The sequence below is a fragment of the Litorihabitans aurantiacus genome (assembly GCF_030161595.1).
GTDB lineage: Bacteria > Actinomycetota > Actinomycetes > Actinomycetales > Beutenbergiaceae > Litorihabitans > Litorihabitans aurantiacus.
The window spans coordinates 2957344-2973093 of the sequence record NZ_BSUM01000001.1; the positions used below are offsets into that span (position 1 = coordinate 2957344).

Below are 15750 nucleotides of genomic sequence, written 5' to 3' on the forward strand. Positions count from 1 at the left end.
CCGAGGCGCTCGCCGAGACCGAGCGCGTCGTGATCGACGACATGACCACGTCCGGCTTCACGGTCGCCGGCGACTGACCCAGCTCGGCCGGTCGGCGTCCCGCACCGTCGGGGCGCCGACCGGCCGGAAGGACCACCATGACCACCACCGCCACCCCCACGACCGCCACCACCACCGCGTCGGCGCCCGTCCGCCGCACGCGTCGCCGCTGGCTCGCGCCGTACGTGTTCCTCGCACCGGCGGGGGTCCTGTTCCTGCTGTTCCTCGCCGTGCCGATCGGGTACGCCGTCTACCTCAGCCTCCGCGGGCTGCGCGTGACCGGCTCCGGACCCTTCGGCGTCCGCGAGGAGACCTGGGTCGGGTTCAGCAACTACGCCCGCACCTTCACCGACACCGAGTTCCTGGCCGGCTTCGGCCGCCTGGCCGTCTACGGCGCCATCGCGATCCCGCTCACGCTCGGTCTCGCGCTGCTCTTCGCGCTGCTGCTGGACCTCCCGCGGGTGCGGGCGGCCCGCTTCTCGCGGGTCTCGATCTTCATCCCCTACGCGGTGCCCGGCGTCATCGCCTCGCTGCTGTGGGGCTTCCTGTACCTGCCGTCCACGAGCCCCGCCAACCACGTGCTGCGGCAGCTGGGTCTGCCCGACCTGATCATGCTGCAGGGCAACGCGCTGTTCCCCGCGATCGCGAACATCGCAATCTGGGGCGGGGTCGGCTTCAACATGATCATCATCTACACGTCGCTGCGCGGCATCCCGAACGAGCTGCACGAGGCTGCGCGGATCGACGGCGCCGACGAGCGCACCATCGCGCGCCGCATCAAGATCCCGCTGGTGGCGCCGGCGCTCGTGCTCACGGGTCTGTTCGCCCTGATCGGGACGCTCCAGGTCTACGGCGAGCCGACGACGCTGCGCCCGATGACCAACGACATCTCCCAGACGTGGGTCCCGCTCATGAAGATCTACCGCGACGCGTTCGTGCGCGACGACCTCTCGCTCGCCGCGGCGAGCTCCGTGGTGCTCGCCGTCGCGACGCTCGTGATGTCCGTCATCCTGCTTCGCCTCACGCGCGGCAGCTCCTTCGGAGGTGAGAAGTGACCGCCACCGCCACGCGCCCGCGCATCGTCGCGCAGCCCAGCACGCCCCAGGCGCGGCGCCGGGCGCAGCGCCGCCCCGTCGTCGCGAGCCTCGTGCTGCTCGGCGGTGCGATCTACTGCCTCGTGCCCGTGGTCTGGGTGGTGATCGCCTCGACGAAGTCGAACACCGAGCTGTTCACGACGTTCACGTTCCTGCCCGGCACGGGTCTGCTCGACAACATCGACGACCTCTTCACGCTCCGCGACGGGGTGTTCCCCCTGTGGGCGCTGAACAGCGCGATCTACGCCGGTGGCGGCGCGCTGCTCGCGACCCTCGTCTCGACCATGGCCGGGTACGCCCTCGCGAAGTTCGACTTCCCGGGCCGCCAGATCTGGTTCTACGCCATCCTCGCCGGGGTGCTGCTGCCGGGCATCACCCTGGCGGTCCCGCAGTACCTGCTGATGTCGATGATCGGTCTGGCCGGCAGCCACTGGTCGGTGCTGCTCCCGAGCATCATCTCGCCGTTCGGCATCTTCCTCGCGCGCGTCTTCGCCAGCAGCGCGATCCCCGCCGACACCCTCGAGGCCGCGCGCATCGACGGCGCGGGCGAGGCCCGGATCTTCGGGTCGATTGTGCTCCCGATGATGGTCCCGGGGATGGTGACGGTCTTCCTCCTGCAGTTCGTCGGCATCTGGAACAACTTCCTGCTGCCGTTCATCATGCTCTCGGACGAGAGCCGCTACCCCCTCACCGTCGGCCTCTACACGCTCCTCTCCCAGGGATCGGGAACGCCCTCGCTCTACAGCCTCGCCATCATCGGCTCGGCCGTCAGCATCATCCCGCTGATCGTGATGATGCTGGTGCTGCAGCGCTACTGGCGGCTCGACCTCGTGAGCGGAGGGCTCAAGGGATGACCTCGAACCACACGGAACGACCCGCGCCGATCCTCTTCGGCGGCGACTACAACCCCGAGCAGTGGCCCCGCGAGACCTGGGTGGAGGACGTCGCGCTGATGCGTCGTGCACGGGTCAACACCGTGACGCTCGGCGTGTTCGCGTGGTCCGCGCTCGAGCCCGAGGAGGGCGCCTTCACGCCGGAGTGGCTCGACGAGATCATCGGCATGCTGGACGAGGCGGGGATCGGGTTCTTCCTCTCGACGCCGACCGCCTCCCCGCCGCCCTGGTTCTCCCTGGCCCACCCGGACGCGCTGCCCGTGCGGCCCGACGGCGTGCGGCTGAGCCACGGCTCGCGCGACACGTACGCGATCAGCGCCCCCGCCTACCGTGCCGCCGCCCGGCGCATCGCGCGCCTGCTGGCGGAGCGATACGGCACCCACCCGCGGCTGCGCGGGTGGCACGTGCACAACGAGTACGGCACGCTCGACCACGGACCCCACGCGGCGGCGGCGTTCCGACGCTGGCTGCGCGAGCGGTACGCGGACCTGGACGCGCTGAACGCGGCGTGGACCACGGCGTTCTGGTCGCAGCGCTACTCCTCGTGGGAGGAGATCACCCCGCCGCGCGCCACGCAGTACCTGGCGAACCCGGCGCACGCGATCGACTTCCGGCGCTTCTGCTCCGACGAGATGCTCGCCGCGTTCACCGAGCAGCGCGAGGAGATCCGCGCCGCCGGCTCCACGGCCCCGGTCACCACGAACTTCATGCTGCCGACCTGGAACCACCTCGAGCAGTGGTCGTGGGCCCGCGAGCAGGACGTGGTCTCGATCGACCACTACCTCGACACCACCGGGCCCGACGGCGAGGCCCACGTCGCGTACGGCTCCGACCTCACGCGCTCCTGGGCGGGCGGCGCGTGGCTGCTCATGGAGCAGAACGCGGTCGGCATCCGGGTGGGCGACCGGACGTACACGAAGGCGGGCGACCGCACGATCCGGCACTCGCTCGGCTACGTCGCCCGCGGCTCGCAGAGCTCGCTGTTCTTCCAGTGGCGCGCGAGCGCCGGCGGTTCGGAGCAGTGGCACGGCGCGCTCGTGCCGCACGCGGGCGGCGACAGCCGCGCGTTCGCGACGACCGAGCGCCTCGGGGCCACCCTGGCGAGCCTGGCGGAGGTGACGGCGCTCCCGGCCGACGGCCCCCTCGTGGCGGCCGACGTCGCGATCGTGTGGGACGCCGACAGCTGGTGGGCCCTCGAGACGCCCCACCTCCCGAACGACGCCGTGCGCTACTCCGACCAGGTGCGCAGCACCCACCGCTCGTTCTGGCGCGCCGGCGTCCCGGTCGACTTCGTCGCGCCCGGCGCCGACCTCTCGCGCTACCGCCTGGTGGTGCTGGCGTGCGCCTACACGCTGCCCGCGGACGCCGAGGCCTGGCTGCGGCGCTACGTGGAGGACGGGGGCGACGTCGTCGTGACCTTCCTCAGCGGTGTCGCGGACGAGCACCTGCGCATCGTCACGGGCGGCTACCCCGGCCTGCTGCGCGGTCTCCTGGGGGTCGCCTCCGAGGAGGTCCACGTGCTGGCGCCGGAGGAGTCGGTCCGGCTCGACGACGGCGGCCTCGCGGGCGACTGGACCGAGCACGTGCGCCTCGAGGGGGCGCGGGCGGTGTCCCGGATGGTCGACGGCCCGCTCGCCGGCGGGCCGGCGATCACGCGTCACGACGTCGGCACGGGCCATGCGTACTACGTCTCCCTCGCCCTGGACCAGGACTCGCGCGACGCCTTCCTGGCCGCGCGAGCGGCCGACGTCGGCGCGCGGCCGACGCTGCCGGGCGCGAGCGAGCTGGGGGTCGAGGCGGTGCTGCGCCGCGGCGCCGACGCCGACCACCTGTTCCTGCTGCACCACGGAGACGCCGACGTGGTGGTGCGGGGACCGGGCACGGACCTGCTGACGGGGGCGACGGCGGACGAGGCCGACGGCCTGCGCGTACCGGCCGGGGGCGCCGCGGTGCTGCGGCTGGCGCACGGGGACCCGCGCGGCGGGGCGCACGAGATCGCGCGCGCCCGCTGACGCCGGGCGCGCGGGCTAGCCCTTCCGCTGCCCGCGCGTCCCGCGACGGTCGGGCTCACCCTCGCCGTGCGTCAGGCGGATCTCGCGGCCGCGTCGGACGTCCTCCTCGGCCCTGGCGGCCCGCTTCTCGGCGGCGCGGGTGTCGCGGGCGGGGAGCTGCAGGTCGCGCTCCGCGGCGATCCCGGCCTGGAGCTGACGGGCCCGCTCGAGCTCGGCGTCGACCTCGGCCCCGAAGAGCAGCGCGAGGTTGGTGACCCAGAGCCACAGCAGGAAGATCACCACGCCGGCGAGCGAGCCGTAGGTGGCGTCGTAGCTGGAGAAGTTGGCCACGTAGAACCCGAGGCCGAGCGAGGCCAGCAGCCACGTCCCGATGGCGATCAGCGCGCCGACGCTGATCCAGCGCACCTTCGGCTGACGCACGTTCGGCGTCGCGTGGTAGAGCAGCGCGACGGCGAGCACCACCAGTCCCAGCACGACGGGCCACCGCGCGATGCTCCACACCGTCACGGCCCCGTCGCTGGCACCGATCAGGTCCCCCACCGACCGGGCCAGCCCGCCCGAGAGGACCAGCGCCGCGACCACCAGGGCGGCGATGACGACCAGTGCCAGGGTGACCAGGAGCAGCACGGGGCGCAGCTTCCAGATCGGCCGCCCCTCCTCGATCTCGTAGATGCGGTTCATCCCCCGCGAGAACGCCGCCACGTAGCCCGAGGCGGACCACAGCGCCGTCGCGAGTCCGGCGGCCAGCGCGAGTCCGGCGGCCGGTGCCTGCGCCAGCTGCTCGACGATCGGCGTGATCGTCTCCAGCGCCTCGGCGGGGACGACGCCGTCGAGCGTGTCCGTCACGCCCCGCACCATCTGCTGGGGGTCGCCGACCAGGCTCAGGATCGACACCAGCGCCAGGATCGCCGGGGCGACCGCGAGCACGGCGTAGTAGGTCAGCGCCGCGGCCAGGTCGATCGCCTGGTCCTCGGTGAACTCCCGCACGCTCGTGCGCAGCACGTGCGTCCAGGACCGCTTCGTCAGGTCGTCGGGCGAGTCGGGCTTGCGCGGGTCGTCCGGGTCGGGGGCGCGGGTCGTCGTCGAGTGCTGGTTCCTCCGATCGGCCATCCCACCAGCCTGCGCCGCCGGTTGCTAGAAGGCCAGGGTGTTGGCGTCAGCCCCGGTCCGCCGCGCGCTGCTGGGCGATGAGGTCGCGGTACCACCAGCCGGAGTCCTTCACCGTGCGCGTGAGGTCGTCGTAGTCCACCCGCACCATCCCGAACCGGCGATCGTAGCCCCACGCCCACTCGAAGTTGTCCATGAACGACCACAGGAAGTAGCCCCGCACGTCCGCACCGGCCTCGCGGGCCCGGCCGACGGCGTCGACGTGGTCGCGCACGTAGGCCAGCCGCTGGGGGTCGTGCACCGCGCCGTCGGGCGAGACGACGTCCTCGAACGCCGCCCCGTTCTCGGTCACGTACAGCGGCAGGTCCGGGAACCGGCGCGAGACGTCGGTCAGCAGCTCCACGAGACCCTCGGGCTCGATGTTCCACCCCATGCGCGTGTGCGGTCCGGGCTGCGCGAGGAACTCCAGGCGGTCCGACCCCACCCAGGCGCTGTGCGGCGACGTCTGGTGACCGTCGGCGCCCGGGCGGCCGTCGCCGACGGGCGGCACGCCGTCGCGCACGAGCGAGGTGTTGTAGTAGTTGATGCCGAGCGAGTCGAGCGGGACGGCGATGCTCGCCTCGTCGCCGTCGCGCACGAAGGACCAGTCGGTGACCGCGCGGGTGTCCGCCAGCAGCTCGGCCGGGTAGGCGCCCTCGAGCATCGGGCCGACGAAGGCCTCGTTCGCGAGCCGGTCGACCCGCGCCTTCGCCCCGACGTCGGCGGCGTCCTGGCTCGCCGCACGCACGACGTGCAGGTTGAGCACCACCGACAGGTCCACGCCGCCCGAGGCGTGCTCGCGCACGGCGCGGCCGGCGAGCCCGTGGCCCAGATTCAGGTGGTGCACCGCCGCGAGCGCCGCCGCGCCGTCGGTGATCCCGGGCGCGTGCACCCCGGACGCGTGCCCGAGGTAGGCGCTGCAGTACGGCTCGTTCAGCGTCGTCCAGCGCCGCACGCGGTCCCCCAGCGCGTCCGCGACCCACGCGGAGTACTGCGCGAACCGCTCGGCGGTGCTCCGCACCGGCCAGCCGCCCTCGTCCTGCACCCACTGCGGCAGGTCCCAGTGGTAGAGCGTGAGCACCGGCTCGATGCCCGCACCCAGCAGCTCGTCCACCAGCCGGTCGTAGAACGCGAGGCCCGCGGCGTTCGGACCGCCGGTCGCGGTGGGCTGGACGCGCGGCCACGCCACCGAGAACCGGTAGGCCCCGAGGCCGAGGTCCCGCATGAGCGCGACGTCGGAGGCGTAGCGGTGGTAGTGGTCCGCGGCGACCGAGCCGTCGTCCCCGTTCAGCGTGCGACCCGCCGCCGCGAAGGTGTCCCAGATGCAGGGGGTGCGGCCTCCGGCCGTCGCCGCGCCCTCCACCTGGTAGGCGGCGGTCGCGCTCCCCCAGAGGAAGTCGGCGGGGAACACGTGTCCGCTGGGCAGGAGGGAGGTCATGCGGTCCTCACGATCGTCGGCGTCGGGGTGGGGCCGGGCGGGGGTGGCAGGGTCGAGGGCGCGGGCTCCCGCACCGGGACGCCGCGCAGGTCGTTCGCGCTGCGCAGCACGTCCGGGCGCAGCAGCTCCTCGGGGTCGAGCTGCGCCGTCGTGCTCACGCGGAGCGTGGCGGTGGCACCGGCCGGGAGCGTGACGAGGGCGTCGTCGACGACGGCGTCCGCCGCCACGCGATCGGCCAGCAGCGTCGCGTCGCGCACGAGCGACCGCGCCCGCAGCGTCACCTCGTAGCCACCGGGCACGGCGCGCGCCGTGGCGGCGAGTGCGTCCGGCGCCAGTGCGAGGTCGACGTCCTCGACGGCGCCGTGCACGACCCTCAGGTCGTCGGCGGTCGCCGTGATCACCTCACGGGTCGGGTCGGCGAGGTCCGCGACCGACGCCGGGAGCGGCAGGATCCCGACGGCGCGGGGCGCGACGTCGCACTCGTGCTCCACGGCGGCCGCCACCTCCCCCGTGACGCTCTCGCGGGTGAGTCGCACGCGCGCCGCCCACGGCTCGTCGGTGTCGTTGACGAGCGCGAGGGCGCCTGCGCCGTCGCGCTCGACGACCTCGAGGAGGCGGGGCGCGAAGGCCCGCCGGACGGCGTACCAGGCGGGCTTGCGCCGCTCGAGCGAGTCGATCAGTGCCCACGACGTCACGGGCCAGCAGTCGTTGAGCTGCCACACGATCGCGCCGGCCGTGCGCGGCCACCACGAGCGGTAGTGGCCGATCGCGTGCGCGAGCGCGCGCGCCTGGTTGAGCTGCCCGGCCCACAGCCAGTCCTCCCAGCGGGCCGGGACCCCGAGGTGCGGCGCCATCCCGCGATCGAGCTTGCCGTTGCCGTCGACCGCCTTCTGGTGCAACAGCCACACGGGGTCGTGGCGCGGGTCGGGGGCGTCGGCGAGCGCGCCGCCGTCGGCCGCGGCGATGTGATCGGCGATCGTGCGCGACGTCGGCGGGCCCTGGAAGCCGAACTCCGAGCAGAACCGCGGGACGTCGTCGCGGTAGGCGGTGTAGTCGAGACGGTTCCAGACCTGCCACTGGTGGTGCGTGCCGTGGTCGGGGTCGTTGGGGTGCACCTGCTCCGGCGCCCGCCCCGGCGTGCCCGGGCTGTTGTCGTTGTAGGGGCGCGTGGGGTCGAGCTCGGCGACGATCCCGGGCAGCAGGACGCGGGCGTGGTGCTCGCCCCAGGTCAGACCCGCCAGCCGCTCCTTCCAGCCCCAGTCCTCGTGGCCCCAGAGGTTCTCGTTGCCTCCGTTCCAGATCACGAGCGAGGGGTGGGGCGCGAGCCGCGTGACGTGCTCGCGCGCCTCGGCCGCGATCTCGGAGCGCAGCGGCTCCTCCTCGGGGTAGGCGCCGCACGCGAGCAGGAAGTCCTGCCACACGAGCAGGCCGCGCTCGTCGGCGGCCTCGTAGAAGTCGCGGCTCTCGTACACGCCCCCGCCCCACACGCGCAGGAGGTTGACGTTGGCCGCGATGGCCTGGTCCTGGCGGCGCTCGACGCGCTCCCGCGTCAGGCGCGTGAGCAGGTGGTCGTCGGGGATCCAGTTCACGCCCCTGACCTGGATCGGTCGCCGGTTGACCTCGAGCACGAAGCCCGTGCCGTGTTCGTCGGCCTCGGTGCGCAGCTCGACGTGGCGGAAGCCGATGCGGCGGTGGAAGGTGTCGAGCGGCTCGCCGTCGCGGCCTGCGCCGTCGTCGTGCAGCGTGACCGTGAGGTCGTGCAGGGGCTGCGCGCCGTACCCGACCGGCCACCAGGCGGGTGCGTCCGGCACCTCGAGGTCGAGCACGACGGCGTCCGCGCCCGCCCCGCAGACCACCTCGGCGAAGGCCCCGGCGACCTCGGCGCGGACGCGGAGGTCGCCGTCGGGCACGAGGCCCGAGCGCTCGATCTCAATGTGCACGCGCACGGTGCCGACGCCGTCGGGCCGCAGGTCGGCGAGCGGGCGGACGACGGCCAGCCGCGCCGTGCGCCACCGGTGCAGGCGCACGGGGCGCCAGATGCCGGCCGTGCGCAGGTCGGGACCCCAGTCCCAGCCGAAGGAGCACGCCATCTTGCGGATGTGGGTGAACGGGGCCGTGCTGGCGGAGTTCGCGCCCGGGCGGGCGCCGAGGCGCTCGACCTGCTCGTCGGCGTACCGCGTCGCGGACATGAACGCGACGGCGAGGTCGCGCGGGGCACCGTCGGCCTCGTCGCGGACGTCGAGGCGGTAGGAGCGGTGCATGTTGGCGGTCTCGGCGAGCACGCGGTCGCCCAGGGTCACCGTGGCGACCGTGTCGAGGCCCTCGATGACGAGGTCGACTCGCTCGTCGGTCGCCGCCGGCGCGATCACCAGCTCGCGGCGGTAGTCCCAGTCGACGTCCCACATCCATCGGACGCGCGCCTCGCCGTCGCCGGTGAACGGGTCGTCGATGAGACCCGCGTCCAGCAGGTCGGTGTGGACGGTGCCGGGGACTGTCGCGGGCACGGTCGCCGCCGCGATCGGGTCCGGGGCGTCCCCGGCCGCGACCCGGAGGCTCCACCCGTCGTGCAGCGTCGTGTCGCTCACCGCACGACCTCCGTGACGTGGAGCAGGCAGGCCTGCTCGGGCTTCTGGTGGGGCATCTGCAGGCCGGCGGTGCCGAGCGCGGCACCGGTGAGGGTCGCACCGCTCCCCCACCAGGGCGGCGCCAGGAGGCGGGGCGGTTCGACGCCGTCGGGCCAGGTGGGGCGCACGACGTAGGTGCGAGCCGGGTCGAGGCCGGGCAGGGTGAGCCGGCCGGGGGCGCGAGCTCCGACGTCGTGACGGCGACGACGGCGTACAGCGCCTCGCCGGCGGCGGGCGCGACCACGCCGTGGAGCCAGGTGGCGGGGTCGGGGTGGTCGGAGCGGACGACGTCGCCGTGGTGCAGGAGCGAGCGGTGGCGCCGGTGGAACGCGACCCAGGCGGCGACCTCGGCGAGCGTGGCCGGGTCCTCCCGCCGGACGCGGGAGAGGTCCCACTCGATCCCGAAGTGGCCGAACAGCGCCGTGACCGCGCGGAAGGCGAGCGACTGCGCGCGGCCGGTCGTGTGCGAGCGGGGCGAACCGATGTGGGTACCCACGAGCTCCGGCGGGACGAGCAGACCAGTCCACCGCTGCGTCTGCTGCCGTTCCAGCGCGTCGAGGCAGTCGCTGGCCCAGATCCGGTCCGTCCGCTCGAGTATCCCGAGGTCGACGCGCCCGCCGCCCGAGGAGCAGGACTCGACCTCCAGGTGGGGGTGGCGCGCCCGCAGCTCGTCCAGCAGCCGGTAGAGCGCCAGGGTCTGGTCGCGCACGCCGGCACGGCCGGTCGCGGGGTGGCCCGCGTCCACGAGATCGCGGTTGTGGTCCCACTTGAGGTAGTCGATGCGGTACTCCGACACGAGGGCGTCCAGGCGCCCGGCGATGTACCGGTGGGCGTCGGGGTTGGCGAGGTCCAGGACCTGCTGCCCGCGCGAGGCCGGGGGCATCCGGTCGCCGCCGGACATGATCCAGTCCGGGTGGGCGCGGGCGAGGTCGGAGTCCGGGCTGATCATCTCCGGCTCGACCCACAGCCCCACCTGCATGCCGCGGGCGCGGACGTGGTCCACGAGCGGGTGGAGGCCGCGGGGCCACACGTCGGCGTCGACGTACCAGTCCCCCAGCGCGACGCCGTCGTGGCGCCGGCCGCGGAACCACCCGTCGTCGAGCACGAAGCGCTCGACCCCGACCTCGGCCGCGGCGTCGGCGAGCTCGGTCAGCACGTCGAGGTCGTGGTCGAAGTAGACCGCCTCCCAGGTGTTGAGCACGACGGGGCGGGGGTCGCGCGGGTGGTGCGGGCGGGCGCGCAGGTGCGCGTGGAAGCGGGACGCGACGGCGTCGAGGCCATCGCCGTAGGAGGCGTGGATCGTCGGTGCCGTGTACCTCTCACCGGGGGCGAGGACGACCTCGCCGGGCAGCAGGAGCTCACCGCCGCCCAGCAGCGCCGGGCCCGTGGGGACGCGCTCCGCGACGTGGACGTGGTTGCCGCTCCACGCCGTGTGGACCGCCCACGCCTCACCCGAGCGGAACCCGACGCCGGGCGTCGCGGCGACCATCAGGAGGGTCGCGTCGGTCCCCGTGCGCCCGCGGCGGCCCTCGCGCACGTGGGTGCCGAGCGTGAAGTCGTGGCGCTGCGGCGAGCGCTCACGCGTCCAGCGACCCGTGAGGTCCAGCAGCTCGCGCGCCTGCGGCGGGACCGGCAGGAGGAGCTGCAGGCGGTCGAGGACGTAGTCGGACGCACCCGTGTTGCGCAGGTCCGCCGACGCCGTGACCAGGCCCGAGGGCAGGAGGGCGAGGCGCAGCGTCAGGGCGAGGTCGAGATGGGGGTCGACGGCGTGGACGGTGACGGTTCCGCCGGCGGGGGCGGCGATCGCGGCGTCGTCGACCTCGGAGACCTCGGAGACCTCGAAGAGGGGCGTGAAGCCCGCCCCGTTCCGGTGGCCCTGGAGGCCCGGGGTCCCGCTCCACCCGACGGCCGCCTCCGGCAGGACGCCGACGGGCACCTCGACGTCCATCGTGTTGAGCGCGATCGGCGGTCGCGACGTCTCGGCGAGCGCGAGCAGCGCGTCCGGCCCGAGATCGCCGAGGTCGGCGCCCCAGTGCACCACCCGGGGCAGCCGGGGGCCGCGGGTGTCGAGGACGAGACTGACGCCGGCGGCGCGCAGGTAGCGCACGGGGGCGGGTGGAGCTGATGGCACGGTGACCTCCCTGTCACGCAATACTTTTGCAACAGAAAGTATTGCGGTCAAGCCGAGGCCGCCTGGTGGTCGGACGCGGTGGTCGACCGGACGTCAACTCGTGGCGAAGCGGCGGTCCTCCGCGCTCGTCACGAAGTCCTGCACCGCGAGGACCGCCGCGCCCCTGGCCCACGCCCCGAACCCCATCGGGTGCACGTCGAGCTCGACGTCGGACGCCCAGGGCGGTCGGCTCTCCGCGATCCCGCGGCGGACCTCGGACATCGCCGCCTCGGCCAGCCCGATCCCCTCACCACTCAGCACCACGAGGTCGGTGAGCGATCCGTCCACCACGCTCGCCACCAGCCTCCCGAGCTGGAACGCCGCGCTCTTCACGACGGCGAGACACGCCTCGTCGCCCTCCTGGGCACGGCGCAGCACCGCGTCGGCGTCCAGGTCCTCGCCGGTGACCGCGGTCGCGGCGCGGGCGATCGCCGCCGAGGACAGGTACGCCGAGGCTGCACCTCGCGGCGCGCCGGGCTGCTGCGGACCACCCGGGTCCAGGACGTGGTTGCCGAGCCCCCGAGGTCTGCTGCGGCGCTGCGCACGATCCGGTCGTGCACGACGAGCGCGTACCCGATCCCCGCACCGATCGTGACGACGGCGAAGGAGGAGCGCCCGCGCGCCGACCCGAACCAGTGCAGGGCCTCGGTGAGCGCGACGACGTCGTTGTCCACCACGGCCGGCAGGCCGGTCTCGCGCGTGAGCATCGGCGCGAGGTCGACGTCCTCCCACCCCAGGAACGGGCCCCGCACCACGGTCGCGCGATCGCGGGCGTGCCCCCCGAGCGAGACCCCGATCCCGCGCAGGGCGCCGGGGTCCGCCCCGAACCCCCGCACCGCCGCACCGATCTCCCGCACGACGGCGGCGGGCTCGGTGTCGGTCAGCGCCACCTGACGCTCGGCGAGGACGGTCGCGCGCAGGTCGGTGAGCACGGCGAACAGGTCACGCCCCGTCAGCTTGACGCCCACGACGAGGTGGTCGCCCGCGCGCACGTCCAGCGGCAGCCGCGGCCTGCCCTGGTGGGCCGTCCGGCGCGCCGAACCCTCGGCGACGAGTCCCTCGTCGACGAGGGGCTTCGTGAGGCGCGTCAGGCTCGCGAGCGTGAGCTCGTACGTGCTGGCGAGCTCGGTCCGGGAGGCCTCGCCGTGCACGAGGATCCGGCGCAGGATGGCGCGCGCGGTGCGGGGCATGGCGTCGAGGGCGACCTTCGGACCGGCGGGCACGAGCGTCACCGTACAAGAGGGGACCGTCGCCGCCCGTGCGGCCGCCCGCCCGCGCTCGACCTAGAGTGCTCGGATGTCCAGCGTGTGGCTCGAGGTCGTCGGATGGGTGGGATCCGGGCTCGTCGTCTGGTCCCTGATGCAGGCGCGGGTGCTGCGCTTCCGCTGGATGAACCTCGCGGGTTCGGCGATCGCGGCCGGCTACAACGCGTGGCTGGAGATCTGGCCGTTCGCGGCGATGAACGGCATCATCACGGTGATCAACGTCTACTGGTTGATCCGTCTGCACCGCGAGGCGCACGACGCCGGTGTCTACGAGGTCGTCGAGGTCCGCCCCGACGATCCGTGGCTGCGCCACGTGCTTCGGGTGCACGCACGGGACGTCGCGACGTTCCACCCCTCGTTCGCGCTCGAGGACGCGGGCGACGGCGGTGCCGGCGCCGACGACCGCCGTCGCCACGCCTTCCTCGTGGTGCGGCGCGACGAGACCGTGGGCTCGGTGATCGTGCGTGACGACGGGGAGGGGACGGCCGCCGTCGAGCTCGACTGGGTGACCCCGCGCTTCCGCGACTTCACCCCGGGCGAGTTCGTGCACCGCGGCGGCGGCGTCTTCGCCGGCAAGGGCTACCGCCGCATCGTGTGGGACGACCCGGCGCCCGGCGCGCGGGACTACCTCGAGCGGATGGGATTCACTCCGGAGGGCGACGGCGAGCGCGGCTCCCGGAGGTGGGTGCGGGCCGTGGCGTGACTCCCGACCGCTCGGTGGTGAGGCGGGTGCGGGAGGTGCGCTCCGCCGTCGGGCCCGGGCGTCAGTCCCGCCGCAGCCGCTGCATCAGCATGACGCGGATGCCGCCCGGACCGCGCACGTAGGTCAGCCGGTACAGGCCGAGGTGCTCGGCCACGCAGCGCACCGGGTAGCAGCCGTGGCGGGCGGCGACCGCGAGCGAGGCGTCGATGTCGTCGACCTCGAACGCGACGCGGTGGAGCCCGGCCTGGTTCGAGGGCACCGGCCGGGACGGCACGGGCTCGGGGTGGAGGTACTCCACGAGCTGCAGCCGGCCGCGGCCGTCCGGTGTCGTGAGCATGGTGAGGCGGACGTCGCTGTCGTCGAGGCCGACCAGGGTGTCGACCCACTCCCCGCCCACCTCGTCGTGCCCCAGGACGCGCAGACCGAGGTCGGTGAAGAACGCGATCGTCTCCTGCATGTCCTGCACGACGATCCCGACGTTGTCCAGGGTGATCGGCATGGCCGGGACCCTACCGCCCGGGTCGGCGGCGTGGGTCCCGGGCCGCCCGGTGGTTTCGACTGGCGATCGCGCTCAGCACTCCACGACGTTCACGGCAAGGCCGCCCGTCGAGGTCTCCTTGTACTTGGTCGACATGTCGAGGCCGGTCTGGCGCATCGTCTCGATGACGGTGTCGAGCGAGACGACGTGCGACCCGTCGCCCTGCAGAGCGAGCCGCGCTGCCGAGACGGCGGTGCCCGCGGCGATGGCGTTGCGCTCGATGCACGGCACCTGCACCAGCCCGCCGACGGGGTCGCACGTGAGGCCCAGGTTGTGCTCCATCGCGATCTCGGCGGCGTTCTCGACCTGTTCCGGTGTGCCGCCGAGGACCGCGCACAGCGCCCCGGCAGCCATCGAGCACGCCGACCCGACCTCGCCCTGGCAGCCCGCCTCGGCGCCCGAGATCGAGGCGTTGCGCTTGTAGAGGTTGCCGATGGCGCCCGCGACGAGGAGGTAGCGGCGCATCGCGCGGCGGGCGGCGCCGTCGTCGAGCGCGGGGTGGGTGCGCAGGAAGTGGCGCCCGACGGCGGGGATGATGCCGGCCGCGCCGTTCGTCGGGGCCGTCACCACCCGTCCGCCGTCGGCGTTCTCCTCGTTGACCGCCATCGCGAACGCCTGCAGCCACTCGATGGAGAGGTCGCCGGTGGGGTGGGTGGTGGGGTGGGTGGTGGGGTGGTGGGCCTGCTGCGCCTCGAGCGCCCCCGTGCCTCCAGCGCCTCGAGGCGGGCGCGCTGGGCCGATGCCCGACGGCGCACCCCCAGCCGCCCGGGCAGCTGGCCCTCGTTCGTGAGACCCGCGTCCACGCAGGCGGACATCGCTGCCCAGACGGCGTCGAGGCCGGCCGCCACGTCGATCTCCGGGCGCAGCGCGGCCTCCTGCGCCCAGGCGACCTCCGCGATGTCCGCGCCGGTGCGGCGGCAGACCTCGAGGAGCTCGGTCGCGGAGTCGAAGGACGTCAGGTCGGCCGCCCTCGCGCTCGTCGGTGCGGCGCTCGGTGGAGCTGCGACGGTCGGGGGAGCTGGGGCGGTCGGGCCGAGCGCGGGCGCGGCGGGCGCACCACGACCGGGGAGGGTGGCGGCGTCGCCGTCCGGGGTTTCGGCGAGCACGGCGGCGAGGTCGCTGTCCCCGCCGTCCGTCAGCTCCTCCTCCCAGACGACGAACCCGCCGCCGATCGAGTACGCGACGGCCTCGTGGAGGACGTGAGCGGCGCCGTCGTCAGCCGTGGTGGAGGCGGTGAGGCGGATGCCGTTGGGGTGGCCCGGGAGCCGGGTGAGCGGGGCGAGGCGGATGTCTCGCCGGGCCATCGTCAGGCGGTGGCCGCCGGCCAGCTCGATCTCCGCGCCGTCGCCGAGCGCCTCCCACGCACCGGGGACCTCCTCGACGTCGCAGGTGCGCGGGTCCAGACCGCGCAGGCCGGCGACGACGGCGTCGGGCGTCCCGTGCCCCTCACCGGTGGCACCCAGGGAGCCGCACAGCACGACGGCGACCTTGTCGACGCGAGCGAGCAGCCCGCGCTCGGACAGGTTCGCGACGAAGGTGGCGGCCGCGCGCATGGGTCCGACGGTGTGTGAGCTCGACGGTCCGATGCCGACCGAGAAGAGCTCCAGGGCGCTGATGTACGTCACGGGGCCTCCTCCGGTCGCTGGTCGTCGGGCGGCGGCGCCCGTGCGTCCACGGTAGCCCCGTGACGGGGTGGTGGCGTCCGGCATGTGGACGGCCGGGGGCGTGCGGCTACCTCGCCGTGGCGATCGCGGGTGGAGGGGCCGACGGGTCGACCGGCTATCCACAGGTCTTCGCCGGCATCGCCGGATGTCAGTGGTCAGGGATA

Annotated in this window: 11 protein-coding genes and 2 pseudogenes; 4 read left to right on the forward strand and 9 right to left on the reverse strand. The window is 74.1% G+C overall.

What is annotated here, in order from left to right; genetic code table 11:
- The first annotated feature begins 137 nt into the window (after positions 1 to 137).
- Genes QQK22_RS14080 through QQK22_RS14090 form a run of 3 tightly spaced genes read left to right on the forward strand, consistent with a single transcriptional unit; the run spans position 138 to position 4038 of the window.
- Positions 138 to 1094 (forward strand): carbohydrate ABC transporter permease, encoded by a 957-nt coding sequence (locus QQK22_RS14080; RefSeq protein WP_284251589.1) that lies wholly within the window; start codon positions 138 to 140, stop codon positions 1092 to 1094.
- Positions 1091 to 1987, forward strand: coding sequence for a carbohydrate ABC transporter permease (locus QQK22_RS14085; RefSeq protein ID WP_348525596.1), 897 nt, complete (start codon positions 1091 to 1093; stop codon positions 1985 to 1987). The genes QQK22_RS14080 and QQK22_RS14085 overlap by 4 nt, the downstream gene beginning before the upstream one ends.
- Positions 1984 to 4038, forward strand: a complete 2055-nt coding sequence (locus QQK22_RS14090) for a beta-galactosidase (protein ID WP_284251590.1) — start codon at positions 1984 to 1986, stop codon at positions 4036 to 4038. Before QQK22_RS14085 ends, QQK22_RS14090 begins: the two co-directional genes overlap by 4 nt.
- A 15-nt stretch (positions 4039 to 4053) precedes the next feature.
- On the opposite strand, the gene QQK22_RS14095 is transcribed toward QQK22_RS14090, so the two are convergent.
- From QQK22_RS14095 to QQK22_RS14125, 7 genes and pseudogenes are all read right to left on the reverse strand, one after another.
- Positions 4054 to 5148, reverse strand: coding sequence for a YihY/virulence factor BrkB family protein (locus tag QQK22_RS14095; protein ID WP_284251591.1), 1095 nt, complete (start codon positions 5146 to 5148; stop codon positions 4054 to 4056).
- Positions 5149 to 5194: 46 nt separating this feature from the next.
- A complete protein-coding gene (locus tag QQK22_RS14100; RefSeq protein ID WP_284251592.1) occupies positions 5195 to 6622 on the reverse strand; it encodes a GH1 family beta-glucosidase in 1428 nt (475 codons plus the stop codon).
- Complete coding sequence (locus QQK22_RS14105) at positions 6619 to 9207, reverse strand: glycoside hydrolase family 2 protein (RefSeq protein WP_284251593.1); 2589 nt, start codon at positions 9205 to 9207, stop codon at positions 6619 to 6621. The genes QQK22_RS14100 and QQK22_RS14105 overlap by 4 nt, the downstream gene beginning before the upstream one ends.
- Positions 9204 to 9374, reverse strand: a complete 171-nt coding sequence (locus QQK22_RS14110) for a hypothetical protein (protein ID WP_284252843.1) — start codon at positions 9372 to 9374, stop codon at positions 9204 to 9206. Before QQK22_RS14110 ends, QQK22_RS14105 begins: the two co-directional genes overlap by 4 nt.
- Before the next feature lie 224 nt (positions 9375 to 9598).
- A pseudogene (locus QQK22_RS14115) lies at positions 9599 to 11377 on the reverse strand (alpha-galactosidase); the annotation flags it as partial.
- A 93-nt stretch (positions 11378 to 11470) separates the two neighbouring features.
- Positions 11471 to 11860: an ROK family protein gene (locus QQK22_RS14120; RefSeq protein ID WP_284252771.1), complete on the reverse strand. Its 390-nt coding sequence runs from the start codon at positions 11858 to 11860 to the stop codon at positions 11471 to 11473.
- Positions 11746 to 12639, reverse strand: coding sequence for an ROK family transcriptional regulator (locus QQK22_RS14125; protein WP_284251594.1), 894 nt, complete (start codon positions 12637 to 12639; stop codon positions 11746 to 11748). Before QQK22_RS14125 ends, QQK22_RS14120 begins: the two co-directional genes overlap by 115 nt.
- Positions 12640 to 12712: 73 nt before the next feature.
- Between QQK22_RS14125 and QQK22_RS14130 the strand changes: the two genes are divergently transcribed.
- Positions 12713 to 13384: a hypothetical protein gene (locus QQK22_RS14130; protein WP_284251595.1), complete on the forward strand. Its 672-nt coding sequence runs from the start codon at positions 12713 to 12715 to the stop codon at positions 13382 to 13384.
- 61 nt (positions 13385 to 13445) lie between these two features.
- Here the strand turns inward: QQK22_RS14130 and QQK22_RS14135 are convergent, their stop codons facing one another.
- The gene (locus QQK22_RS14135; protein WP_284251597.1) at positions 13446 to 13883 is read right to left on the reverse strand and encodes a VOC family protein; all 438 of its coding nucleotides are present in this window, start codon (positions 13881 to 13883) and stop codon (positions 13446 to 13448) included.
- 72 nt (positions 13884 to 13955) lie between these two features.
- A pseudogene (locus QQK22_RS14140) lies at positions 13956 to 15547 on the reverse strand (L-serine ammonia-lyase).
- Positions 15548 to 15750 lie beyond the last annotated feature (203 nt).